Annotated in this window: 20 protein-coding genes; 11 read left to right on the forward strand and 9 right to left on the reverse strand. The window is 71.5% G+C overall.

The genetic code is table 11. The annotated features are described in order from the left end of the window. Nucleotides 1-11: 11 nt before the first annotated feature. Genes AB0G56_RS15075 through AB0G56_RS15085 form a run of 3 tightly spaced genes read right to left on the reverse strand, consistent with a single transcriptional unit; the run spans nucleotide 12 to nucleotide 3,089 of the window. A complete protein-coding gene (locus tag AB0G56_RS15075; protein ID WP_360969034.1) occupies nucleotides 12-845 on the reverse strand; it encodes a carbohydrate ABC transporter permease in 834 nt (277 codons plus the stop codon). Further along, on the reverse strand, nucleotides 838-1,788 hold the full coding sequence (locus tag AB0G56_RS15080; RefSeq protein ID WP_360969145.1) for a sugar ABC transporter permease: 951 nt from the start codon (nucleotides 1,786-1,788) through the stop codon (nucleotides 838-840). The genes AB0G56_RS15075 and AB0G56_RS15080 overlap by 8 nt, the downstream gene beginning before the upstream one ends. Before the next feature lie 41 nt (nucleotides 1,789-1,829). Further along, on the reverse strand, nucleotides 1,830-3,089 hold the full coding sequence (locus AB0G56_RS15085) for a sugar ABC transporter substrate-binding protein (protein ID WP_360969037.1): 1,260 nt from the start codon (nucleotides 3,087-3,089) through the stop codon (nucleotides 1,830-1,832). Nucleotides 3,090-3,423: 334 nt separating this feature from the next. Here AB0G56_RS15085 and AB0G56_RS15090 point away from each other — a divergent pair, with 334 nt between their 5' ends. Continuing rightward, entirely contained in the window at nucleotides 3,424-4,197 is a 774-nt protein-coding gene (locus tag AB0G56_RS15090; RefSeq protein WP_360969040.1) for a PepSY domain-containing protein, read from the forward strand. Nucleotides 4,198-4,408: 211 nt separating this feature from the next. Here the strand turns inward: AB0G56_RS15090 and ppdK are convergent, their stop codons facing one another. Then, complete coding sequence (gene ppdK / locus AB0G56_RS15095; RefSeq protein WP_360969043.1) at nucleotides 4,409-7,156, reverse strand: pyruvate, phosphate dikinase; 2,748 nt, start codon at nucleotides 7,154-7,156, stop codon at nucleotides 4,409-4,411. Nucleotides 7,157-7,528: 372 nt separating this feature from the next. Here ppdK and AB0G56_RS15100 point away from each other — a divergent pair, with 372 nt between their 5' ends. After that, a complete protein-coding gene (locus AB0G56_RS15100) occupies nucleotides 7,529-7,687 on the forward strand; it encodes a hypothetical protein (RefSeq protein WP_360969046.1) in 159 nt (52 codons plus the stop codon). Between the two features lie 211 nt (nucleotides 7,688-7,898). Here the strand turns inward: AB0G56_RS15100 and dusB are convergent, their stop codons facing one another. Beyond that, nucleotides 7,899-9,041: a tRNA dihydrouridine synthase DusB gene (dusB, locus tag AB0G56_RS15105; RefSeq protein ID WP_360969048.1), complete on the reverse strand. Its 1,143-nt coding sequence runs from the start codon at nucleotides 9,039-9,041 to the stop codon at nucleotides 7,899-7,901. 118 nt (nucleotides 9,042-9,159) lie between these two features. Between dusB and AB0G56_RS15110 the strand changes: the two genes are divergently transcribed. After that, nucleotides 9,160-10,605: an MFS transporter gene (locus AB0G56_RS15110; protein WP_360969051.1), complete on the forward strand. Its 1,446-nt coding sequence runs from the start codon at nucleotides 9,160-9,162 to the stop codon at nucleotides 10,603-10,605. A gap of 43 nt (nucleotides 10,606-10,648) precedes the next feature. Here the strand turns inward: AB0G56_RS15110 and AB0G56_RS15115 are convergent, their stop codons facing one another. Beyond that, nucleotides 10,649-11,509 (reverse strand): helix-turn-helix transcriptional regulator, encoded by an 861-nt coding sequence (locus AB0G56_RS15115; RefSeq protein WP_360969148.1) that lies wholly within the window; start codon nucleotides 11,507-11,509, stop codon nucleotides 10,649-10,651. A gap of 191 nt (nucleotides 11,510-11,700) precedes the next feature. Here AB0G56_RS15115 and AB0G56_RS15120 point away from each other — a divergent pair, with 191 nt between their 5' ends. From AB0G56_RS15120 to AB0G56_RS15130, 3 genes are all read left to right on the forward strand, one after another. Continuing rightward, a complete protein-coding gene (locus AB0G56_RS15120; RefSeq protein WP_360969054.1) occupies nucleotides 11,701-13,131 on the forward strand; it encodes an MFS transporter in 1,431 nt (476 codons plus the stop codon). Between the two features lie 153 nt (nucleotides 13,132-13,284). Then, nucleotides 13,285-14,421, forward strand: a complete 1,137-nt coding sequence (locus tag AB0G56_RS15125) for a serine hydrolase domain-containing protein (RefSeq protein WP_360969056.1) — start codon at nucleotides 13,285-13,287, stop codon at nucleotides 14,419-14,421. Nucleotides 14,422-14,675: 254 nt separating this feature from the next. Then, on the forward strand, nucleotides 14,676-15,104 hold the full coding sequence (locus tag AB0G56_RS15130; protein WP_360969059.1) for a hypothetical protein: 429 nt from the start codon (nucleotides 14,676-14,678) through the stop codon (nucleotides 15,102-15,104). Between the two features lie 27 nt (nucleotides 15,105-15,131). Here the strand turns inward: AB0G56_RS15130 and AB0G56_RS15135 are convergent, their stop codons facing one another. Both AB0G56_RS15135 and AB0G56_RS15140 read right to left on the reverse strand, forming a co-directional pair. Further along, entirely contained in the window at nucleotides 15,132-15,722 is a 591-nt protein-coding gene (locus tag AB0G56_RS15135) for a TetR family transcriptional regulator (protein WP_360969062.1), read from the reverse strand. A gap of 37 nt (nucleotides 15,723-15,759) precedes the next feature. Further along, a complete protein-coding gene (locus tag AB0G56_RS15140; RefSeq protein ID WP_360969065.1) occupies nucleotides 15,760-16,770 on the reverse strand; it encodes an aldo/keto reductase in 1,011 nt (336 codons plus the stop codon). 265 nt (nucleotides 16,771-17,035) lie between these two features. On the opposite strand from AB0G56_RS15140, the gene AB0G56_RS15145 reads away from it, so the two are divergent. Beyond that, nucleotides 17,036-18,124: a chitinase gene (locus AB0G56_RS15145; protein WP_360969068.1), complete on the forward strand. Its 1,089-nt coding sequence runs from the start codon at nucleotides 17,036-17,038 to the stop codon at nucleotides 18,122-18,124. A 93-nt stretch (nucleotides 18,125-18,217) separates the two neighbouring features. On the opposite strand, the gene AB0G56_RS15150 is transcribed toward AB0G56_RS15145, so the two are convergent. Further along, nucleotides 18,218-19,600: a glycine--tRNA ligase gene (locus AB0G56_RS15150; protein WP_360969071.1), complete on the reverse strand. Its 1,383-nt coding sequence runs from the start codon at nucleotides 19,598-19,600 to the stop codon at nucleotides 18,218-18,220. Nucleotides 19,601-19,784: 184 nt separating this feature from the next. On the opposite strand from AB0G56_RS15150, the gene AB0G56_RS15155 reads away from it, so the two are divergent. The 4 genes from AB0G56_RS15155 to AB0G56_RS15170 are packed head-to-tail and all read left to right on the forward strand — an operon-like array spanning nucleotide 19,785 to nucleotide 22,938. After that, nucleotides 19,785-20,765, forward strand: a complete 981-nt coding sequence (locus AB0G56_RS15155; RefSeq protein WP_360969074.1) for a metal ABC transporter substrate-binding protein — start codon at nucleotides 19,785-19,787, stop codon at nucleotides 20,763-20,765. Between the two features lie 20 nt (nucleotides 20,766-20,785). Continuing rightward, nucleotides 20,786-21,556: a metal ABC transporter ATP-binding protein gene (locus AB0G56_RS15160; protein ID WP_360969077.1), complete on the forward strand. Its 771-nt coding sequence runs from the start codon at nucleotides 20,786-20,788 to the stop codon at nucleotides 21,554-21,556. Beyond that, the gene (locus tag AB0G56_RS15165; RefSeq protein WP_360969080.1) at nucleotides 21,556-22,458 is read left to right on the forward strand and encodes a metal ABC transporter permease; all 903 of its coding nucleotides are present in this window, start codon (nucleotides 21,556-21,558) and stop codon (nucleotides 22,456-22,458) included. Before AB0G56_RS15160 ends, AB0G56_RS15165 begins: the two co-directional genes overlap by 1 nt. A gap of 60 nt (nucleotides 22,459-22,518) precedes the next feature. Next, complete coding sequence (locus AB0G56_RS15170; protein WP_360969083.1) at nucleotides 22,519-22,938, forward strand: transcriptional repressor; 420 nt, start codon at nucleotides 22,519-22,521, stop codon at nucleotides 22,936-22,938. The last annotated feature ends 151 nt before the right edge of the window (nucleotides 22,939-23,089 follow it).

Genomic DNA, 23,089 nt, shown 5'->3' on the forward strand with positions numbered 1-23,089 from the left:
GGCCACCTGACCTAGTCGATCCCCGACCGCTCCACGCCCGCCACGATCCACCGCTGGAAGCACAGGAACACCGCCAGCAGCGGCAGGATCGAGACGGCCGCCGCGACGAACAGCTCGTGCAGGCGCACCACCTGGGAGGTGGTGAAGGAGGACAGGGCGACCTGGACCGTCCAGGCGCTCTGGTCCTGGCCGATCACCAGCGGCCACAGGAAGGCGTTCCAGGCGCCGATGAAGACGATCGTGCCGACCGCCGCGAACACCGGCCGCGCGTTCGGCACGACGACCAGCCAGTACGTCCGCCAGGGCCCGAGCCCGTCGACCTGCGCCGCGTCCTCCAGCTCGCGCGGGAAGCCGAGGAAGTACTGGCGGAAGACGAAGCAGGCGAAGGCGGAGAAGAGCGTCGGGATGATCAGGCCCCGCAGCGTGGAGATCCAGCCCAGGGACGACACCAGCACGAAGCTGGGGACGAAGGTGACGGCGGCCGGGACCATGAGCGTGCCGAGGATGGCGTAGAAGACCTTGTTCGCGTGCCGGTAGGGGATGCGGGCGAGACCGTATCCGGCGAGCGAGGCGAGGAGCACCGTGCCGAGGGTGGTGGCGACGGCGATCAGCGCGGAGTTGAGCAGTGAGCGGGCGAACGGGACGGAGGTGTCCGCGAAGAGTTCGCGGACGTTGCCCCAGCGCAGGTGGGAGGGGAAGAACGTCCACTCGGGCGAGGTGATGTCCTGTTCACTGGCCAGGCCGTTGCGCACCAGGAGGTAGAAGGGGACCAGGAAGAGCAGGGCGAGCGCGATCAGCAGCGCGAGCCGTAGCGCGCGGCCCACCCGCACCAGGGCGTCATCCATCGGCATCCGTCCTTCCCAGCCCGAACCAGCGGGCCTGGCCCACCGTGACGATCGCGATGATCAGCGCGAGGATCACCGCACCGGCGCTGCCCAGGCCCAGGTTCTGCCCCTGGCCGAGCGCGGTGTAGTAGAGGTAGACCAGCGGCGGGCGGGCGTAGGGCGGGTAACCGCGGGCGTCGGAGAGCAGGTTGTAGAACTCGTCGAACGCCTGGAAGGCGTTGATGACGAGGAGCAGGACCACCGCGACGGAGGTGGCACGCAGTTGCGGCAGGGTGATGTGCCGCAGCACCTGCCAACCGGGGCGGGCGCCGTCGACGGCGGCGGCCTCGTAGAGCACGGGGTTGATCCGCTGGAGCCCGGCCAGGAACAGCACCATGTAGAAACCGGCCTGGAGCCACAGCCGTACGGTGACGATCACCAGCCAGTACCAGGGCGGGTCCGTGGTGGACAGCCAGGCCACCGGGTCGGCGCCGAAGAGGTCGAGGACCGTGTTGGCGAGCCCGAACCGGACGCCGTTGAAGATCGACATCTTCCAGATGAGGGCGGCGACGACGTAACTGCACGCGGCCGGCAGGAAGAACACCGACCGGAAGAACGCCTGCGCCCGGCGCACCCGGTTGACCATGAGGGCGAGGGCGAGGGAGAGGACGTAGGTGGCCGGGACGATGAACGCCGTGAAGAGGAGGAAGGTGCGCAGGCTGTCGAGGAAGACGTCGTCCGACAGCATCGCCGTGTAGTTGTCCAGCCCCGTGAAGCGGGTGGGCGTGACGGTGCTGTGCGCGTCGAAGAAGCTGAGCGCCACGCTCCACAGCAGCGGGACGTAGGTGAACAGGGCGAGGCCGGCCGCGAAGGGGCCGACGAAGACCCAGAACCAGAGGGTCCGCCGCCGGTTCGCGGACCGCCGGGTCGCCCGCCGCGGGCTCGCGGCGCGCCGCTGCGCCACCGGCGGCTGTGTCACGGGCCGCCGGGCCGCGGCCGGCCGGCTCACGAGGTCTTCTTCACGCGGTCGAGTTCGGCCGACACCTTCCGCAGCACCGTCTTCAGCTCACTGTCCGGATCCGCTCCGTCCTTGATGATCCGGCTCAGCGTGTCCTGGTAGGCGGTCTGCGCGGCCGGGGTCCACAGCAGGGGCTGGGCGTGCCCGTGGTCGGTGGTCAGGCGCACCGCGTCGGCGGCGGCGCCCGTGCGCAGCTTGGCGGCCTTCTTCGCGAGCGAGATCCGGGCGGGGATGTGGAAGCCGTAGGAGAGGGCGAAGTCCTCCTGGTCGTCGGTGCGTTGCACCCACAGCCACTTCACGAACTCCTCGGCCGCCTCCCGGTTCCGGCCGCGGGCGCTGACCGCGGCGGCGTACGCCCCGACGGGCACGGCGGGCCGGCCGGACGGACCGTCCTTCGGGAACGGCAGTACGCCGAAGTCGTCGCCGAGTTCCTTCTGCACCTGGGGCAGCGCCCACAGCCCCGACCACTGCATGGCGGTCAGGCCCTGGAGGAAGGCGGAGGGGTCGGACCAGTCGGCGGGGGCGCCGAGGAGCAGGGACTTGTCGGCGTACAGCTGGCGGACCTTGGCGAGGGTGCGCGCGGCGGCCGGGTCGTCGAAGCCGGGCTTGCCGTCCTCGGTGACGAGCTGGAGTCCGGCCGCGTACAGGGGCGTTCCGCCGAGGACGCCCGCACCGCCGTCGTTGCCGAGGAAGAGACCCTTGGTCTTCTTGGTGGTGAGCTTCTTCGCCGCGTCCACGAGGGCGTCGAGGGTGTCCGGGGGCCGGAGCCCGGCGTCCTGGAGCAGGCTCTTGCGGTAGTAGAGCATCTGCATGTCGATGACCTGCGGGATGCCCCAGATCTTCCCGTCGTACGTCTTCGGGGCGAGCACCGCCGGGTTGAAGTCGTCCTTGACGCCGTCGAGCAGGGCGGTGAGGTCGACGACCTGGCCGCCCTGGATCTGGTCCAGGGTGGGCCCGTTCACCTCGAAGACGTCCGGACCGGAGTCGGTGAGGAGGGCGGCGGCGGTCTGCTGGTCGTAGTTGCCCGGCCGCCACTGGACGGTGACGCGGGCCTTGCCGTACGCGGCGGCGTACCGCTTCACCGCCTGCTCGGTGCCGCTCTCGCCGTACTGGTGGTACCACTGCGTCAGCGCCGGCCTCGAGCCCCCGCCGCCGTCCCCGCGCCCGGTGTTGCTCCCGCAGGCCCCGAGCAGCCCGCCCCCCGCGACCGCTCCGGCGGCGAGCAGTGCTCTGCGGCTGATGGTCATGTACGCCCCCTGACGCTCGACTCCCTGCACATCCGCACCGGGCCGCACGCACCCGGCGCACGACCACGCACGGCCCAACGATCAACCATGCGCCGTGATTACGACAGGAACGTTGCAGTGGTGTGTACGTGTCAAGACCGCCGTTTCGGCCAAGGGGGCAACGGGGCCGGGGGCAGCCGGGCGAGGACGGGCCGGATCCGTGGTGGGCCGGCGCCATGGTGAGCCGGTGCCATGGTGGGCCGGTGCCGTGATGGCCGGTGCCGTGGTGGGCCGTTGGGGTGGTTCCTGCGGCGGGTCCGTGTCGGGGTTCCGGTGAACGGTTACCCACAGTGGTATGACCACTGCGCTCCGTATCCCACCCGTGCGCGCGATCGCCGCGATCTGCGCCCTGGGCGGCTCCGCTCTGCTGATGACCGCCTGCTCGAACGGCTCGACCGGGTCGAGTGTCGCCGAGGCCGCCGAGGCCGCTCCCGCCTCGGCCTCCCCCTCCACGCCGTCCTCCCCCTCCCCCTCCGCGTCGCTGTCCAAGGACCAGGCCGAGCGCCGGGACCTGCTGGCCAAGGCACGGGTGAGCTGGGACAAGGCCGCCGGCACCGCCGTGAAGGAGGTGTCCGGGGGCAAACTGGTCTCGATCGAGCTGAAGAAAGCCAAGAACAGCTCGTCGTCTCCGAGCATGTCCGCGTCCTCCCCGAACTCCGCGTCCCCCGGCTCCGCCTCCCCGACCACCGGCTCACCGAGCCCGTCGGCGTCCGCGGGCGCCGCCCGGTGGGAGACGAAGGTCGCCGCCGCCGACGGCACGGTCCGCAAGATCGACGTCGACGCGGCCACCGGGAAGGTGTCCCGCAGCACGACCGAGTCGGGCCAGGACGCCGGCGACAAGCGCAAGGTCGCCGACCGGCTGAAGAAGGCCACCCAGACGCCAGCGCAGGCCGTGAAGACGGCCACGGGCAAGACCAGGGGGACCGTCACCGGCGTCGACCTCGGCGAGCACGACAACAAGCTCGTCTGGTCCGTCGACGTCGTCACGCCCAAGGACTGGCACAAGACGACCTACGACATCGACGCGGCCAACGGCAACGTCGTACGCGAGCACGTCGACAACGGCTGAACCCACCCCCGGCGCCCGCGCACACGAGGGGACATCCACCACAGGAACGACACGACACGACAGACACGACAGGGCACGACAGGGCACACACGACAGGGGCGGCATCCCCGCACAAGGATGCCGCCCCTTCTCCGTGAACCGGAGTCCCCGCCGTGATCGGTAGTGAGGGTCGGGGACCACGACGAGGACTCCGGGGTCTTTCACACCGGCGTCACCGGTGGTCGCTGCCCTCCGAACCGGAGGCCGCGCGGCCCGCCTCCAGCCGGGCGACGGGGATGCGGAACGGGGAGCAGGAGACGTAGTCCAGACCCACCTCGTGGAAGAAGTGGACGGACTCCGGGTCGCCGCCGTGCTCGCCGCAGACGCCGAGCTTCAGGTCGGGGCGGGTGGCGCGGCCGGCCGTCGCGGCGGCGGCGACCAGCGAGCCGACGCCGTCCTTGTCGATCGTCTCGAACGGCGACACCCCGAAGATGCCCTTCTCCAGGTAGGCCGTGAAGAAGCTCGCCTCCACGTCGTCGCGGCTGAAGCCCCACACCGTCTGGGTCAGGTCGTTGGTGCCGAAGGAGAAGAACTCGGCGGCCTCCGCGATCTGCCCGGCGGTGAGCGCGGCGCGCGGCAGCTCGATCATCGTGCCGATCGCGAGCTTGAGCTTCGTACCGGTGGCCTTCTCGACCTCCGCGATGACCCTGTCGGCCTCCTCGCGGACGATCTCCAGCTCCTGGACGGTGCCGACGAGGGGGATCATGATCTCGGCGCGCGGGTCGCCCTTGGCGTTCCTGCGCTCGGCGGCGGCCTCGGCGATGGCGCGGACCTGCATGGTGAACAGGCCGGGGATGACCAGGCCGAGGCGCACGCCGCGCAGGCCCAGCATCGGGTTCTGCTCGTGCAGCCGGTGCACGGCCTGGAGCAGGCGCAGCTCGTTCTCGTGCGGCTCCTGGCGGGACTCGGCGAGCGCCACGCGGACCGACAGCTCGGTGATGTCGGGCAGGAACTCGTGCAGCGGCGGGTCGAGCAGGCGCACGGTGACCGGCAGGCCGTCCATCGCCTCGAACAGCTCCACGAAGTCCTTCTTCTGCAGCGGCAGGAGCTGCTTCAGGGACTCCTCGCGCTCGGCCTGGGTGTCGGCGAGGATCAGCCGCTCCACCAGCTCGCGCCGGTCGCCGAGGAACATGTGCTCGGTGCGGCACAGGCCGATGCCCTGCGCACCGAAGCGGCGCGCGCGCAGCGCGTCCTCGGCGTTGTCGGCGTTGGCGCGCACCCGCAGCCGGCGCTTGCGGTCGGCGAACGCCATGATCCGGTGCACGGCCTCGACCAGTTCGTCGGCGTCGTCGGCGCCCGCGTGCATCCGGCCCTCGAAGTACTCCACGACCGGCGAGGGGACCACCGGCACCTCGCCGAGGTAGACCTTGCCGGACGAGCCGTCGATGGAGATGACGTCGCCCTCCTCGACGACGTGCCCGCCGGGCACCGTCATCCGGCGGCGCTTGGTGTCGACCTCCAGCTCCTCCGCGCCGCACACGCAGGTCTTGCCCATGCCGCGTGCCACGACGGCCGCGTGGGAGGTCTTGCCGCCGCGGGAGGTCAGGATGCCCTCGGCGGCGATCATGCCGTCCAGGTCGTCGGGGTTGGTCTCGCGGCGGACGAGGATGACCTTCTCGCCCGAGCGGGACCACTTGACGGCGGTGTACGAGTCGAAGACGGCCTTGCCGACGGCCGCGCCCGGGGAGGCGGCGATGCCCCGGCCGACCTGCTCGACCTTCGCACCGTCGTCGAAGCGGGGGAACATCAGCTGGGCGAGCTGGGCGCCGGTGACGCGCTGGAGCGCCTCGGCCTCGTCGATCAGGCCCTGGTCGACGAGCTGGGTGGCGATGCGGAAGGCGGCGCCGGCGGTGCGCTTGCCGACGCGGGTCTGGAGCATCCACAGCCGGCCGCGTTCGATGGTGAACTCGATGTCGCAGAGGTCCCTGTAGTGGTTCTCCAGGGTCTCCATGATCTGCATGAGCTGGTCGTACGACTTCTTGTCGATCTGCTCCAGCTCGGCGAGCGCCACCGTGTTGCGGATGCCCGCGACCACGTCCTCGCCCTGCGCGTTCTGCAGGTAGTCCCCGTAGACGCCCTGGTGGCCCGAGGCGGGGTCGCGGGTGAAGGCGACGCCGGTGCCGGAGTCGGGGCCGAGGTTGCCGAAGACCATCGAGCAGACGTTGACGGCCGTGCCCAGGTCGTGCGGGATGCGCTCCTGACGGCGGTAGAGCTTGGCGCGCTCGCCGTTCCAGGAGTCGAAGACCGCCTTGATGGCGAGGTCCATCTGCTCGCGCGGGTCCTGCGGGAAGTCCCGGCCCGCCTCCTTCTTGACGATCTTCTTGAAGGTGGTGACCAGCTTCTTGAGGTCGGCGGCCTCCAGCTCGGTGTCGACCGTGACCTTCTTGGCCGCCTTGGCCGCCTCCAGGGCGTCCTCGAAGTGTTCGCCGTCGACGCCGAGGACGGTCTTGCCGAACATCTGGATGAGGCGGCGGTAGGAGTCCCAGGCGAAGCGGTCGTCGCCGGCCTGCTTCGCCAGGCCCTGCACGGACTTGTCGGACAGGCCGATGTTCAGGACGGTGTCCATCATGCCCGGCATGGAGAACTTCGCCCCGGAGCGGACGGAGACGAGCAGCGGGTCGTCGGCCCGGCCGAGCTTCTTGCCCATGCGCTGCTCCAGCGCGTCGAGGTGCGCACTCACCTCGTCGCGCAGGGCCGCCGGTTCCTCACCGCTGTCCAGGTAGACCTTGCAGGCCTCGGTGGTGATGGTGAAGCCCGGCGGGACGGGGAGGCCCAGGTTGGTCATCTCGGCGAGGTTCGCGCCCTTGCCGCCGAGGAGGTCCTTGAGGTCCTTGTTGCCCTCGGTGAAGTCGTAGACGAACTTCACGCCCTCAACGCTCCCGCCCGCCGCGGGTACCTGGGGATCTTTGTTTTCCGACACGGGTCTCGACTCCTCGAGGACGCGGTGGCTGCCCTGACGGCGAGGAACATACCCAGATCGAAGGCTTGTGAGTACGTCCACACGTGCGTCATGCGCCCGTAACCAGCGGTCCGCCAGCGGATCGAAAGTCAAGGCTTGGCAAGCCGCCAGGGCCGGATGTTTTCACTTCTTGAACGAACTCATGCCCGCAGCCCCGCCCAAGCGCTCATATGAGCGGTGATCGGCACGGGTGATTTCGGTCGGTGAACGAACATGGCATGGCACTGAGTGCCACTCTTTGGAAAAGTGCAGACGCTCAAGATCCGCTCATCTGAGCGCACCCCTTATCAAGGGTGGCGAGAATCACGCTGCCATACGCGCCCGGATTTCACCATGCGGACCTCCCGCGCCGTCCCTCGGCACGTCCGCGCGGCCAGGACGCAGGCACAGGCCTCGGCCCTCGCCCGGCACCGCGAGCGCCTACGGGAGGCGTACCTCTCCTGCGTGGATCGGTCCCCAGAAGCGGTGCGGGCGGCCATGGCCGCGCTCTGAGCGCAGTGCCCGCCGGGGGCGGGTCAGCGCTTCGACGGGTGGGGTACGGAGCCGTAGGCCGTCAGGAAGCGGTCGCGGAAGGCGCTCATCTTCCACGGCGTGCTCACGACCCGGGTGCCGGACCCCGGTGAGCCGCCGGTGGGGCCGCCGCCCACCGCGCTGTCCGCACCGGGCCGGTGCGGGGCCGCCGACCGCCGTTGCCGCGACCGGCTCAGCCGCCCGACGTGTCCAGTTCCGCGTCCTCGCTCACGCCCGCGCTGTCGTACGGGTCCTTCAGCCAGCCGTCCGGGAGGACCACGCGGTTGTTGCCGGACGTACGGCCGCGGGGGCCGTCGGCGCCGGTGGGCCAGGGCTGGTCGAGGTCCAGTTCGTCCAGGCCGGCGCGCAGGTCCGCCAGGGAGGAGGTGATCGCGAGCCGCTTGCGCATCTCGGAGCCGACCGCGAAGCCCTTCAGGTACCAGGCGACGTGCTTGCGGAAGTCGATGACGCCCCGCGCCTCGTCGCCGATCCACTCGCCGAGGAGGGTGGCGTGCCGGACCATCACGTCGGCGACCTCGCGCAGGGCGGGCCGCGCCGCGAAGTCCGTACGGCCCTCGAAGGCCGCGACCAGGTCGGCGAAGAGCCACGGCCGGCCCAGGCAGCCGCGGCCCACGACCACGCCGTCGCAGCCGGTCTCGCGGACCATGCGCAGCGCGTCCTCGGCCGACCAGATGTCGCCGTTGCCCAGCACGGGGATCTCCGGCACGTGCTCCTTGAGGCGGGCGATGGCGTCCCAGTCCGCGGTGCCGCCGTAGTGCTGGGCGGCGGTGCGGCCGTGCAGGGCGATGGAGGTGATGCCCTCCTCGACGGCGATCCGGCCGGCGTCGAGACAGGTGAGGTGGTCGTCGTCGATGCCCTTGCGCATCTTCATGGTGACCGGCAGGTCGCCCGCGCCGCTGACCGCCTCGCGCAGGATGGCGCGCAGCAGGTTGCGCTTGTAGGGCAGGGCCGAGCCGCCGCCCTTGCGGGTCACCTTCGGGACCGGGCACCCGAAGTTCAGGTCGATGTGGTCGGCGAGGTCCTCCTCCGCGATCATGCGGACCGCCTTGCCGACGGTGGCCGGATCGACGCCGTACAGCTGGATCGAGCGCGGCGTCTCGCTCGCGTCGAACCGGATCAGCTGCATGGTCTTCTCGTTGCGCTCGACCAGGGCCCGGGTGGTGATCATCTCGCTGACGAAGAGACCCTTGCCGCCGCTGAACTCCCTGCACAACGTGCGGAAGGGCGCGTTGGTGATCCCGGCCATGGGTGCCAGGACCACGGGCGGCCGGACGGTGTGCGGGCCGATCTGGAGGGGGGACTCGGACGTGGGCATTGCCCCATTGTCCCGCATCCCGCCTCCCGCACGTCCCCCGTCCCGGGTCCCGCCCGGACGGCAAGCCTGTAGCGGTCATTAGTTAACCGCACTATTGAAGTCGACTACGCTGGAACACATGCCCGAGCTGAGTCACCGCCGACGGCTGCTGGTGCTCGCGATCTGCTGCATGAGCCTGCTGATCGTGAGCCTCGACAACACCGTCCTGAACGTCGCCCTGCCCTCCATGCAGCGCGAGCTGCACGCGAGCACGTCCGGCCTGCAATGGACGATCGACGCCTACACACTCGTGCTGGCGTCGCTGCTGATGCTCGCCGGCTCCACCGCCGACCGCATCGGCCGCAAGCGCGTCTTCATGACCGGCCTCGTCGTCTTCGGCATCGGCTCGCTGCTGTGCTCCCTGGCGCCCAACCTGGAACTGCTCATCGTCTTCCGCATGGTGCAGGCGGTCGGCGGCTCGATGCTCAACCCGGTCGCCATGTCGATCATCACCAACACCTTCACCGACCCGCGCGAACGCGCCCGCGCCATCGGCGTGTGGGGCGCCGTGGTCGGCATATCCATGGCCGCCGGGCCGCTGGTCGGCGGGCTGCTCGTGGAGTCGGTCGGCTGGCGCTCGATCTTCTGGCTCAACCTGCCCGTCGGCCTCGCCGCGATCCTGCTCACCCTCCGCTTCGTCCCCGAGTCGCGGGCCCCGAAGGCCCGCCGCCCCGACCCGGTCGGCCAGGTGCTCGTCATCGCCCTGTTCGGCGCGCTGACGTACGCGATCATCGAGGCCCCGGACGCTAGCGCCGCCGTGGTCGTGCCGTTCGCCGCCGTCGCGCTCGCCGCGCTGCTCGGCCTGCTGTGGTACGAGCCGCGCCGCGCCGAACCCCTCATCGACCTGCGCTTCTTCCGCTCCGCCCCGTTCAGCGGGGCCACGGTCATCGCGGTCAGCGGCTTCGCCGCGCTCGGCGGTTTCCTGTTCCTGTCCACGCTGTACCTGCAGAACGTGCGCGGTCTCGACGCCCTGCACGCGGGCCTGTGGATGCTACCCATGGCGGCGCCGACGTTCCTGTGCGCGCCCCTGTCCGGGCGGCTGGTGGGCACCCGGGGGCCGCGGCTGCCGCTGCTGATCGCCGGGACCGCGATGACCGCGAGCGCGGTGCTGTTCGCGGGCTTCGAGGCCGAGACGTCGAACGCCACCCTGGTGATCGGGTACGTCCTGTTCGGTATCGGTTTCGGCTTCGTCAACGCACCCATCACCAACACGGCCGTCTCCGGCATGCCGCGCGCCCAGGCCGGGGTCGCGGCGGCCGTCGCGTCCACCAGCAGGCAGCTCGGGTCGACCCTCGGCGTCGCGGTGGTCGGCGCCCTGCTGGCCTCCGGGATCAGCTCGTCCGCGTACCGGGACACGTTCGTGTCGGCCGCCCGGCCGGGGTGGTGGGTGCTGGTGGCGTGCGGCGCGCTCGTCCTGGTCCTGGGCGCCCTCACCAGCGGCCGCTGGGCCCGCCGCTCCGCCGAACGCACCGCCGACCGGCTCCAGGAGAGCGAGGTACGCCAGGCGGCGGGCGTCGGCGCCTGACTTCCCGTACGGCCTGCGCCTGCGCCTGCGCCTGCGCCTACGCCTACGCCCGCGCCTCCCGCTCCAGCGCGATGGCGTGCAGTTTCTCCAGCCGCTGCCGCGACTCCTCGTCCGCCGGGACGTACGTCACCATGCGCGGCCCCGCCTCCGGGCTGAGCCACAGGTCGGTGTGGTCGACGGTGAGGCGGCCGACGTAGGCGTTGCGGAACTCCTTGCGCTTGCTCGTCGGGGCGACCACCTCGTGCCGGTCCCAGGCCTCCTGGAAGTCCGGCGACGACTCGCGCAGCCGCTTGAGCAGCGTCTTCCAGGCCGGCTCCGCGAGATGGCCGGCCATCGCCCCCCGGAACCGGGCCGCCATGGTCCGGGTGACGTCCTCCAGGTGCACGATCGAGGACCGCCACTGCTCGTTCGTGTAGGACAGGATCATGCAGTTGAGGTCCTCGGGCGGCACCGCCGCCAGGTCGCACAGGAGCAGGCCGTAGGTGCGGTTGTGGGCGAGGATGTCGTACCGGCTGTTCTGCACGCAGGCCGGGTAGGGCTCCATCTGCTCCAGCAGGGCCCGCATGGCCGGGGTGACCGACGGGCACGTGGCCGGCGGCGCCGGGTCAGGGGTACCGGCGAGCTGGAAGAGGTGGGCGCGCTCGCTCGGGTCGAGCAGCAGGGTGCGGGCGAGCGCGTCCAGGACCTGCACGGAGACCTGGATGTCGCGGGCCTGTTCGAGCCAGGTGTACCAGGTGACGCCGACCGCCGAGAGATGGGCGACCTCCTCACGGCGCAGGCCCGGCGTACGGCGCCGGGCACCGCGCGGCAGGCCGACCCGCTCGGGGGTGATGTGCTCGCGGCGGTGCCGGAGGAAGGCGGCCAGCTCGTGCCGCCGGATCTCGGAGGCCGCGGTCTCCCTCATCCGCGCGGCCTGCCCCGCACCGGGCGCACCGGGCGCGGTCCGCGCCCCCGCCGTCGTCCTTGCCGCCGTCTCCTGGGCCATGGTGGTCATGCCTCCATGCTGCCGCCCCGCCCACCCTGTTTCCAGGTACTTCCACTACCAGGATAAGGACACTCTGGTACCTGCCTCGGTGCCGGCGCACGCTCGGATGCGTGACCACCCGAACCATCTCCTCCCCCGCCGTCCGCACCACCGCCGCGCCCCCGGCGCTGAGCGGGCTCGGACTGTTCACGGTGCTGCTGGGCGCGGCACTGCCCCTCATCGACTTCTTCATCGTCAACGTGGCCCTGCCCACCATGGGCAGGGACCTGCACGCGAGCGAGGCCGTCCTCGAACTCGTCGTCGCGGGCTACGGGGTGGCCTACGCCGTGCTGCTCGTCCTCGGCGGCCGGCTCGGCGACCTCTTCGGCCGGCGCCGGCTCTTCCTCGGCGGCATGGCGGCCTTCGGCCTGACCTCGCTGGCCTGCGGTCTCGCGCCGGACGCCTGGACCCTGGTCGGGGCCCGGGTGGCGCAGGGCGCCTCGGCCGCCGCGATGCTGCCGCAGGTGCTCGCCACCATCCAGGCGGCCACCGCGGGCCGCCGCCGGGCCAAGGCGATGAGCCTGTACGGCGCGACGGCCGGCCTGTCCATGGTGGCCGGGCAGATCCTGGGCGGCGTCCTGGTGGCGGCCGACCTGTGGGGCACCGGCTGGCGCTCGGTGTTCCTGGTGAACGTGCCCGTCGCGATCGTCGGCCTGGTCCTCGCGGCCAAGGCCGTCCCGGAGACCCGCTCGCAGCGGCCGGAGCCGGTCGACGGCCCCGGCACGCTCCTGCTCGCGGCGTCCCTGCTGACGCTGCTCGTGCCGCTCACCGAGGGCCGGGCGGCCCACTGGCCGCTGTGGACGTGGCTGTCACTGGCCGCCTTCCCGCTGGTGGCCGCCGCTTTCTACGCGGTCGAGCGGCGCGCGGACCGGCGGGGCCGTACGCCGCTGGTGCCGCCGAGCCTGTTCCGGCTGCTGTCCCTGCGCCGCGGTCTCGCGCTGATCGTGCCGTTCTCCATCGGGTTCAGCGGCTTCATGTTCGTCATCGCCGTGGCGTTGCAGCAGGGTGCGGGTCTCGGCCCGGTCCCGGCGGGCCTCGCGCTGGCGCCCATGGCGGTCGCCTTCTTCCTCGCCTCGCTGGCCGGGCCCCGGCTGGTCGCCCGGTACGGCTCCCGCGTCGTGACGGCGGGCGCGGTCGTGCAGCTGGTCGGCATGGGCCTGCTGGCGCTGACCGTCCGGCAGGCGTGGCCGCACGTGGGCTTCGTGGAGCTGCTGCCGGGCGCGGCGATCGCCGGCGCGGGCCAGGCACTGCAACTGCCCGTCACCTTCCGGATCATCCTCTCGGAGGTGCCGACGGCGCGGGCGGGCGTGGGCAGCGGCGTCATGGTCACCGCCCAGCAGTCGTCGCTGGCGCTCGGCGTGGCCACCCTGGGCACCCTGTTCCTGTCCCTGGTCCCCGGCCTGGGCATGCGGGACGCCCTGGTGGCGACGCTGCTGGCCCAGTTGGCCGGGGTCGCCCTGACGGGCCTGCTCAGCCTGCGGCTGCCCCGCACGATCGGCTGACGGCGCCCCGGGGGCGCCGGGCCGCGCGCGGTGCGATGAGTTCCGCGCGCGGCAGGAGTCGTAGGTGACCGAGACGAGCCGCGGCGGCCGTACCGCTCGCACGACCGCGGCCGGCGAAGCGACCTGGCGCCCCGACCACCGGAAGGCCGACCGATGAGCGAACTGCACGACACCCTGAGCCGGTACGTCGACGACGGCGTGGTGCCCGGCGCGGTGGCCCTGGTGGCGCACGGCGACGACGTGGAGGTGGTGGCCGCGGGGGCGGTGGACACCGAGGGCACCGCCCCGATGCGCCGGGACACGATCTTCCGGATCGCCTCGATCACGAAGCCGATCACGGCGGCGGCCGTGCTGATGCTGGTGGAGGACGGCGTGCTCGGCCTGGCCGACCCGGTGGCCGAGTGGCTGCCGGAGCTGTCCCGGCCGGTCGCCGTGCGCACCCCGTCGAGCCCGGTGGACGACGTCGTCCCGGCCGCCCGCCCGATCACGGTGAGGGACTTGCTCGGCTCCCGCTGCGGCTGGGGCTTCCCGTCGGACTTCTCGCTGCCCGCGGTACGGGCGCTGTTCGCGGTGCAGAAGGACGGCCGGGCGATGCAGGACTGGCCGGACCCGGACGCCTGGCTGGCCGGCCTGGCCCGCGTCCCGCTGCTCCACCAGCCCGGCGAGGCCTGGCTGTACGGGACCTCCTCCGACCTCCAGGGCATCCTGGTGGCGCGGGCGTCGGGACGGACGTTCCCGGAATTCCTGTCCGAGCGTGTGTTCGAGCCGCTGGGGATGCGGGACACGGCGTTCACGGTCCCCGCGGACCGGCGCTCCCGCTTCACCAGCTACTACACCGACGGCGAGGCGGGCCTGACGCTCGCGGACCCCCCGGGCGGCGACTGGAGCCGGCTCCCGGCGTTCCCCTCCGGCGGCGGGGGCCTGGTCTCCACGGCCGACGACTGGCTGGCCTTCGGCCGCATGCTCCTGAACGGCGGCTCGGGCGGCGGCCACCGCCTGCTCTCCCCCGCCTCCGTGAGCCGGATGACGAGCAACCACCTCGACGCGAGCCTGCGCGACCCGGCCGCCCTCTTCCTGGAGGGCCAGGGCTGGGGCTACGGCGGCCAGGTCGACGTCGCTCCCCTGGAGCCGTGGAACGTGCCGGGGCGCTACGGCTGGGTCGGCGGCACCGGCACGGCGGCCTTCGTCGTCCCGGCCACCGGGACGGTCACCGTCCTGCTGACCCAGGTCGGCATGGACAGCCCGACCCCGACCCCGCTGATGCGCGACTTCTGGCGGGTGACGGCGTGAGACCGCGTGAGGCGCCGGCCCGGCCGCCAGCACGGTCACGCTGTGTGACCGAATGGGTAAAGGTAAGAAACAGGTCAAGTGATCCACTGCTCTGACCTGCTACTTTGCCTCAAAGTCGTCTTCCTACCGGCCAGTTCCGAACCTCCCCGACATGCCGCGCGGACGAACCCGGGCAAATCTGGAGGAGCGCGAGCAGCCCCCCGGGGCGGCCATCGCGCCGCAGGGGGAAATCCGTCGACCAACGGGAGACCACCATGCCTGTCACCAACAGCCACCGCTGGGTCCGTACCCTCGCCGCGGGCGCCCTGTCCGCCGCCCTCGTGTCGGCTGGATCGGCCGCCGCACTCGCCGCGGACAACGCGCCGCCGGCCAAGCCGAGCCCGACCCACAGCATGATGCCGATGACCAAGTCGATCACGGTCAAGGCCAACCACACCTCGATCAAAGCCGGTCAGAGCGTGACGTTCGCCGGCCACGCCAAGGACGTGAAGACCGGCACCAAGCTGGTCCTGCAGCACCTGCACAACGGCAAGTGGACCACGCTGCACACCAGCACCACCGTCAAGAAGGGCGGCGTCTACTCGCTGAGCCACAAGTTCAGCACCAAGGGCACCGAACACGTGCGCGTGGCGACGTCCGACGGCAAGACGCACTCCCCGACGGTGAGCGTCAAGGTCCACTGACGCCCGCCCGGAACGCCGTTCGCGGCCTCAGGGCCGCAGACCGCGCAGCAGCAGCTCCAGGACGGCGTCGAACTCCTCCTGGACGCCCGGCCGCTTCCACTCGCCCGCGTAACACGGGTCGTGGAAGCGGCCGGTGGCGTGGAAGAGGGCGCGGGCCGTGGCCGCCGGGTCGGCGGCCGCGAAGGCACCGGAGGTCACGCCGGCCTCGACGATCTCCGCCAGCTGCGCGGCCAGTTCGGCGATGTGCTGCTCGACCGCCCCGACGTTCTCCTCGGCGAGCGCCGAGTACGTGGCGAACATCTCGGGGTCGTCGCCCGCCTTGCGGCGCTTGGCGTCGAACAGCGCCTGGAACCAGGCGCGCAGCCGCTCCCGGGGTTCGAGCCCCTCCTCGGCCGCGATCCCCGACAGCGCGTCGTGCGTCCGGTCGAGCCACCGCTTGGTCACCGCTTCCCGCAGCGCCGCCTTGGTGCGGAAGTGCCGGTAGACGCTGCCGTGGCTGACGCCGAGCGCGCGGGCCACGTCCACCACGGTGGCCTTCGCCGGGCCGTGGCGGCGCAGCACTTCCTCGGTCGCCTCGATGATGCGCTCGGCGGTCAGGGCCTCGGTGGTGGGTGACATGCTCTAGACCGCACCTGCCGGCTGCACGGCGCTGTCCTCAGCGTTCGCTGTCCAGGTGCGCCATCTGCGCCTCGGGGTAGCGCGCGCCGGCCGCCGCGCCGGCCGGAACGGCCTCCTCGATCGCCGCCAGGTCCGCCGGGTCGAGCGTGACGTCGAGCGCGCCCAGCGCCTCCGCCAGGCGGTCGCGGGTGCGGGCGCCGATCAGCGGCACGATGTCCTCGCCGCGCGAGAGCACCCAGGCGATGGCGGTCTGGGCGACGGTGACGCCCTTGCCCTCGGCGATCTTGCGCAGCGCCTCGACGAGGTCCAGGTTGTGCTGGAGGTTCTCGCCCTGGAAGCGGGGCGAGAAGGCGCGGAAGTCGGTGGGGGCGAGCTGCCGGTCGCGGGTGAAGTGCCCCGAGATCAGTCCGCGCGAGAGGACGCCGTAGGCGGTGACGGCGATGCCCAGCTCGCGGGTGGTGGGCAGGATGTCGGCCTCGATGCCGCGCGAGATCAGCGAGTACTCGATCTGGAGGTCGCAGATCGGCGCGGTGGCGGCGGCGCGGCGGATGGTCCCGGCGCCCGCCTCGCTGAGGCCGATGTGGCGGACGTAGCCCTTCTCGACCAGCTCCGCGATGGCGCCGACGGTCTCCTCGATCGGTACGTCGGGGTCGACGCGGGCGATCCGGTAGACGTCGATGTGGTCGACACCGAGGCGCTGGAGCGAGTAGGCGGCGAAGTTCCGCACGGCGGCGGGGCGGCCGTCGTAGCCGCTCCAGTTGCCCTCCGGGTCACGCAGGGCGCCGAACTTCACGCTGGTCAGGGCCCGCTCGCGGCGGGCGGCGGGGGCGGTGCGCAGGGCTTCGCCGAGCAGCATCTCGTTGTGACCCATGGCGTAGAAGTCGCCCGTGTCGAAGAGGGTCACGCCGGCTTCGAGGGCGGCGTGCACGGTGGCGATCGACTCGGCCCGGTCCGCCTCGCCGTACAGCGCGGACATGCCCATGCAGCCGAGGCCGAGGGCGGACACCTGGGGGCCGGTGGTTCCGAGGGAGCGCGTGTTCATCGTCATGGCTCCACCCTGGCATAACAGCTGACAGATTTCAATATCTGTCAGTCCATACTTGTCACGGGCGGCTCCGACAGCAAGGACGGGGCGGCGGCGGGCCCGGACGCCATCGGTCCAGACCTCTTGACGAAAGGTCTGGACCATAGGACTGTCATGTCTGCGACATGCATGCCCGTGCCTCGTACGCTCCCTGCGCGCGCCCGACCAGCGGGCACCCCCCACACCCGCACCTCACCGCACCTCACCGCACCCCACCGGGAGGCCGCCCATGTTCCGCCGGATCCGCCGGACACCACGCCTGCTCACCGCCGCGCTGGCCACCGCCTGCCTCGCGCCGCTCGCGCTCAGCCTGTCGTCCCCCGCGGCCTCGGCCGCCCCCTCGACCACCGCCACCACCACCGCCACCTGCGCCGTGAAGTCGCGGCCCGCCGGCAAGGTGCTCCAGGGCTACTGGGAGAACTGGGACGGCTCCTCCAACGGCGTCCACCCGCCCTTCGGCTGGACCCCGATCACCGACTCCCGGATCGCCGCGCACGGCTACAACGTGCTCAACGCGGCCTTCCCGGTGATCCTGTCCGACGGGACGGCCCTGTGGGAGGACGGCATGGACTCGGGCGTGAAGGTGGCCACGCCCGAGGAGATGTGCGCGGCGAAGGCGTCCGGGCAGACGGTCCTGCTCTCCATCGGCGGGGCGGCGGCCGGCATCGACCTGAACTCGCAGGCGGTGGCGGACCGGTTCGTCGCGACGATCGTGCCGATCCTGAAGAAGTACAACTTCGACGGCATCGACATCGACATCGAGACCGGCCTGACCGGCAGCGGGAACATCAATCAGCTCTCCGCGTCCCAGGCCAACCTGATCCGCGTCATCGACGGCATCCTCGCCCAGATGCCCTCGAACTTCGGCCTCACCATGGCCCCCGAGACCGCCTACGTCACCGGCGGCAGCATCGTCTACGGCTCGATCTGGGGCGCCTACCTGCCCGTCATCAAGAAGTACGCCGACAACGGCCGCCTGTGGTGGCTGAACATGCAGTACTACAACGGCAGCATGTACGGCTGCTCCGGGGACTCCTACTCGGCCGGCACGGTGCAGGGCTTCACCGCCCAGACCGACTGCCTGAACAAGGGCCTGGTGGTGCAGGGCACCACGGTCAAGGTCCCCTACGACAAGCAGGTGCCCGGCCTGCCCGCCCAGCCGGGCGCGGGCGGCGGCTACCTGTCCCCGTCCCAGGTCTCCCAGGCCTGGAGCCACTACGGCAACGGACTCAAGGGCCTGATGACCTGGTCGCTCAACTGGGACGGCTCGAAGAACTGGACCTTCGGCGACAACGTGAAGGCCCTCCAGGGCCGTTGACGGGCAGGGCCGTTGACGGGGAAGCGACGCACAGAACGCCGTACGGCCGCCGGATGATCCGGCGGCCGTACGGCGTTCAGCGGGCGGGGCGGGTCAGCAGCCGATCAGGCGGGCGGCCAGGTAGCCCTCGATCTGGTCCAGGGAGACGCGCTCCTGCTTCATGGAGTCGCGCTCGCGGACGGTGACCGCGTTGTCGTCCAGGGTGTCGAAGTCGACCGTCACGCAGAACGGCGTGCCGATCTCGTCCTGGCGGCGGTAGCGGCGGCCGATGGCGCCGGCGTCGTCGAACTCGATGTTCCAGTTCTGGCGCAGCGCCTGGGCCAGGCCCTTGGCCTTCGGGGACAGCTCCGGGTTGCGGGACAGCGGGAGCACCGCCGCCTTCACCGGGGCGAGGCGGTGGTCCAGGCGCAGCACCGTGCGCTTCTCCATCTTGCCCTTGGCGTTGGGCGCCTCGTCCTCGACGTAGGCGTCGAGGAGGAACGCCAGCATCGCGCGGCCGACACCGGCCGCGGGCTCGATGACGTAAGGCGTCCAGCGCTCGCCGGCCTCCTGGTCGTAGTAGGCGAGGTCCTGGCCGGAGGCCTTGGCGTGGGCGCCGAGGTCGTAGTCGGTGCGGTTGGCGACGCCCTCCAGCTCGCCCCACTCGTTGCCGCCGAACTGGAAGCGGTACTCGATGTCGGCGGTGCGCTTGGAGTAGTGGGAGAGCTTCTCCTTGGGGTGGTCGTACCAGCGCATGTTCTCTTCACGCAGGCCCAGGCCGGTGTACCAGTTCCAGCGCTGCTCCATCCAGTACTCGTGCCACTTCTCGTCCTCGCCCGGCTTGACGAAGAACTCCATCTCCATCTGCTCGAACTCGCGGGTGCGGAAGATGAAGTTGCCCGGCGTGATCTCGTTGCGGAACGACTTGCCCATCTGGGCGATGCCGAACGGCGGCTTGCGGCGCGAGGTGGTCTGCACCTGGGCGAAGTTGGTGAAGATGCCCTGGGCGGTCTCGGGACGCAGGTAGGCGACGGAGCCGGTGTCCTGGGTGGGGCCGAGGTGGGTGGAGAGCAGGCCCGAGAACTGCTTGGGCTCGGTGAACTGGCCCTTGTTGCCGCAGTTGGGGCAGTTGACGTCGGCCAGGCCGTTCTCCGGGAGGCGGTTGTGCTTGGCCTCGTAGGCCTCCTCCAGGTGGTCCGCGCGGAACCGCTTGTGACACGCGGTGCACTCGGTCAGCGGGTCCGTGAAGGTGGCGACGTGGCCGGAGGCGACCCAGACCTCGGTGGCCAGGATCACGGACGAGTCGATACCGACCACGTCCTCGCGCGACGTCACCATGTAGCGCCACCACTGGCGCTTGAGGTTCTCCTTCAGCTCGACGCCCAGCGGCCCGTAGTCCCAGGCGGCGCGCTGGCCGCCGTAGATCTCACTGCAGGGGAATACGAAGCCACGGCGCTTGCTCAGGCTGACGATGGTGTCGATCTTGTCGGCGGCCACGGTGCTCTCTTCATTACGACGACGGGCGACGAAGCGAGACGCTTCAGAGCGAATGCTTCAGGGTACCGGCGGGGGCTCCCCCTCAATCAAATCGGTGCCGTAAGGCGGGCCGGTCCGTGCCGCTGCGGGGCCCCCGACAAGGGATTGTTGACAACGGTTTCCATTTTTGTTGAAAATGACTGTCATGAACGCACGACGACACCTCATATCCGGGACCGCTCTCGCCGCGGCCTGCGCCCTCGGCCTCGGAGCCCTGACCGCCTGCTCCTCAGCCGACGCGGCCGGCGGCAGCGGCAGCGGCAGCGGCAGCGGCAGCGGGAAGTACGACGTCGTCGCGTCGTTCTATCCGATGGCCTTCCTCGCCGAGCGCATCGGCGGTGACCACGTCCACGTCACCAGCCTCACCCAGCCCGGCCAGGAGCCGCACGACCTGGAGATCAGCGCCAAGCAGACCGCCCAGCTCCAGGAGTCCGACGCCGTCCTCTACCTCAAGGGACTCCAGCCCTCCGTCGACGAGGCCGTGGCCCAGTCCGGGGTGCGGACCAAGGTCGACGCCGCCTCCCTCACCACGCTGGAGGAGCACGGCAACGAGGTCGGCGGCCACGCCGCCGCGCACGACACCCACCAGGGCGAGGAGTCCGGCGGCAAGGACCCGCACATCTGGCTCGACCCGGTCCGCTACGCACAGGTCGCCCAGGGCGTCGGCAAGGCCCTGGAGAAGGGCGACCCGGACCACGCGGCGGACTACCGCAAGAACACCGCCGCCCTGGTCGGACAGCTGAACCAGCTGGACACCCGCTTCAAGAACGGCCTCGCGAACACCACCTCGAAGGTCTTCCTCACCACCCACGCCGCCTTCGGCTACCTCGCCGAGCGCTACGGCCTGACCGAGGAGGCCATCAACGGCCTCGACCCGGAGTCCGAGCCCAGCGCCGCCCGGGTCAGGGACCTGGAGAAGATGGCGAAGGCCGACCACGTCACCACCGTCTTCTACGAAACGCTCGTCAGCGACAAGACCGCCAGGACCATCGCCGCCGACGCGGGCCTGAAGACCGACGTCCTCGACCCGCTCGAAGGCATCACGAAGAAGTCCCGGGGCACCGACTACTTCTCGGTCCAGGAGGCCAACCTCAAGGCGCTCCAGCAGGCCCTGGGCGCCAAGTGACCGACACCGGGGAGCAGACCATGGGCGAACCCGTCATAGCCATGCGCAAGGTACGCGCCGACCTCGGCGCCCGCCCCGTGCTGCGCGGCATCGACCTCACCGTGCGCCGCGGGGAGGTGGTCGCACTGCTCGGCGCCAACGGTTCCGGCAAGTCGACGGCCGTACGCAGCCTCATCGGCCAGGTGCCGGTCAGCGGCGGCGAGATCGAGCTGTTCGGCACCCTGCGGCGCCGCTTCCGCGACTGGGCGCGCGTCGGCTACGTGCCGCAGCGCACCACCGCCGCCGGCGGCGTCCCGGCGACCGTCACCGAGATCGTCTCCTCCGGGCGGCTCTCCCGCACCCGCTTCGGCGTCTTCCGCGCGGCCGACCGCGCGGCCGTGCGCCGCGCCCTGGACCTGGTCGGCATGGCGGACCGCGCCAAGGACCCGGCCGACGCCCTCTCCGGCGGCCAGCACCAGCGCGTGCTGATCGCCCGCGCGCTCGCCGCCGTCCCCGAACTGCTGATCATGGACGAGCCGATGGCGGGCGTCGACCTGGCCAGCCAGGAGGTGCTGGCGCGGACGCTCAAGGAGCAGGTCGCCGCCGGTACGACGGTGCTGCTGGTGCTGCACGAGCTGGGCCCGCTGGAGCCGCTGATCGACCGGGCGGTCGTCCTGCGCGACGGCTGCGTCCTGCACGACGGCCCGCCCCCGAAAGCGGTGGGCCAGCACGCCCTGCCCGGCCACGACCACGTCCACCCCCACGACGCCGGTGCCGGCGCCGCGCCGATCCGCACGGGACTGCTGAGCTGATGGACTTCCTGAACTACGCCTTCATGCAGCGCGCGCTGCTGGCCGCCGTGCTGGTCGGCATCACCGCCCCCGCCGTCGGGATCTACCTCGTCCAGCGCCGCCAGGCCCTGATGGGCGACGGCATCGGCCACGTGGCGATGACCGGCGTCGGCCTCGGCTTCCTGCTGTCCGCCTCCCCCGTGTGGATGGCGACGGCGGTCTCCGTGCTCGGCGCGGTCCTCATGGAGCTGATCCGCTGGTACGGCCGCACCCGCGGCGACATCGCCCTGGCGATGCTCTTCTACGGCGGCATGGCGGGCGGTGTCATGTTCATCAACCTCGCCCCCGGCGGCTCCAACGCCAACCTGACGTCGTACCTCTTCGGCTCGCTCTCGACGGTCTCGCAGTCCGACGTCGTGGCGATCTGCCTGCTGGCGGCCTTCGTCGTGCTGGTCACGCTGGGGCTGCGCCGCCAGTTGTTCGCGGTCAGCCAGGACGAGGAGTTCGCCCGGGTGACCGGCCTGCCGGTGCGCGCCCTGAACCTGCTGACGGCCGTCACGGCGGCGGTGACGGTGACGGTCGCGATGCGCGTGGTCGGGCTGCTGCTCGTCTCCGCGCTCATGGTGGTCCCGGTGGCCGCCGCCCAGCAGCTCACCCGCAGCTTCGCCGCGACCTTCGCCGTCGCCGTCGCCATCGGCGTGAGCGTGACGATCGGCGGCACGGTCACCTCGTACTACCAGGACGTGCCCCCCGGTGCGACGATCGTCCTGCTGACCATCGCCGCGTTCATCGCCCTCACCGCGCTCGCCACGCCCCTGGCCCGGCGCCGCGCCCGGACGCTCGCCGCGGCACGGGCCGCGGGCGACCCCGCGGAGTGCGCGATTCCCGGCGCCCGGGACGCCGCGGACCCGATCGGCGTCTGACCGGGTCCTGCCGGGGCTGGCACAATGGCCCCGGCAGGCGCAGACGTGAGGAGGCATCCGGTGACGACCGCAGGACAGCCCGTGAAGGGCCGCGCCACCCGGCAGCGCGCCGCCGTCGCGGCAGCCCTCGACGAGGTCGACGAGTTCCGCAGCGCGCAGGAACTGCACGACATGCTCAAGCACAAGGGCGACTCGGTGGGCCTGACCACCGTCTACCGCACCCTGCAGAACCTCGCCGACGCCGGCGAGGTCGACGTGCTGCGCACCTCCGACGGCGAGTCCGTCTACCGCCGCTGCTCGACCGGCGAGCACCACCACCACCTGGTCTGCCGCGTCTGCGGCAAGGCGGTCGAGGTGGAGGGCCCCGCCGTGGAGAAGTGGGCGGAGGCGATCGCGGTGGAGCACGGCTTCGTCAACATCGCCCACACGGTGGAGATCTTCGGCACGTGCGCGGAGTGCGCGGCGGCCTCCGGCGGCTGAGCGGGACGCTGCCGCGCCGGGTGCGGTGATCCGGAGCGGGGTGGCGGGGGGGCGGCCCCCGCCCCCCCCCCCCGCGCGACCGCCGGGCCCCCCGTGCTGGGGCCGGCCCCCCCCCGGACCCGCCAAACCACGCAGCACCCCCCGAAAACAA

This window comes from Streptomyces sp. NPDC021356, from assembly GCF_040641015.1.
GTDB lineage: Bacteria > Actinomycetota > Actinomycetes > Streptomycetales > Streptomycetaceae > Streptomyces.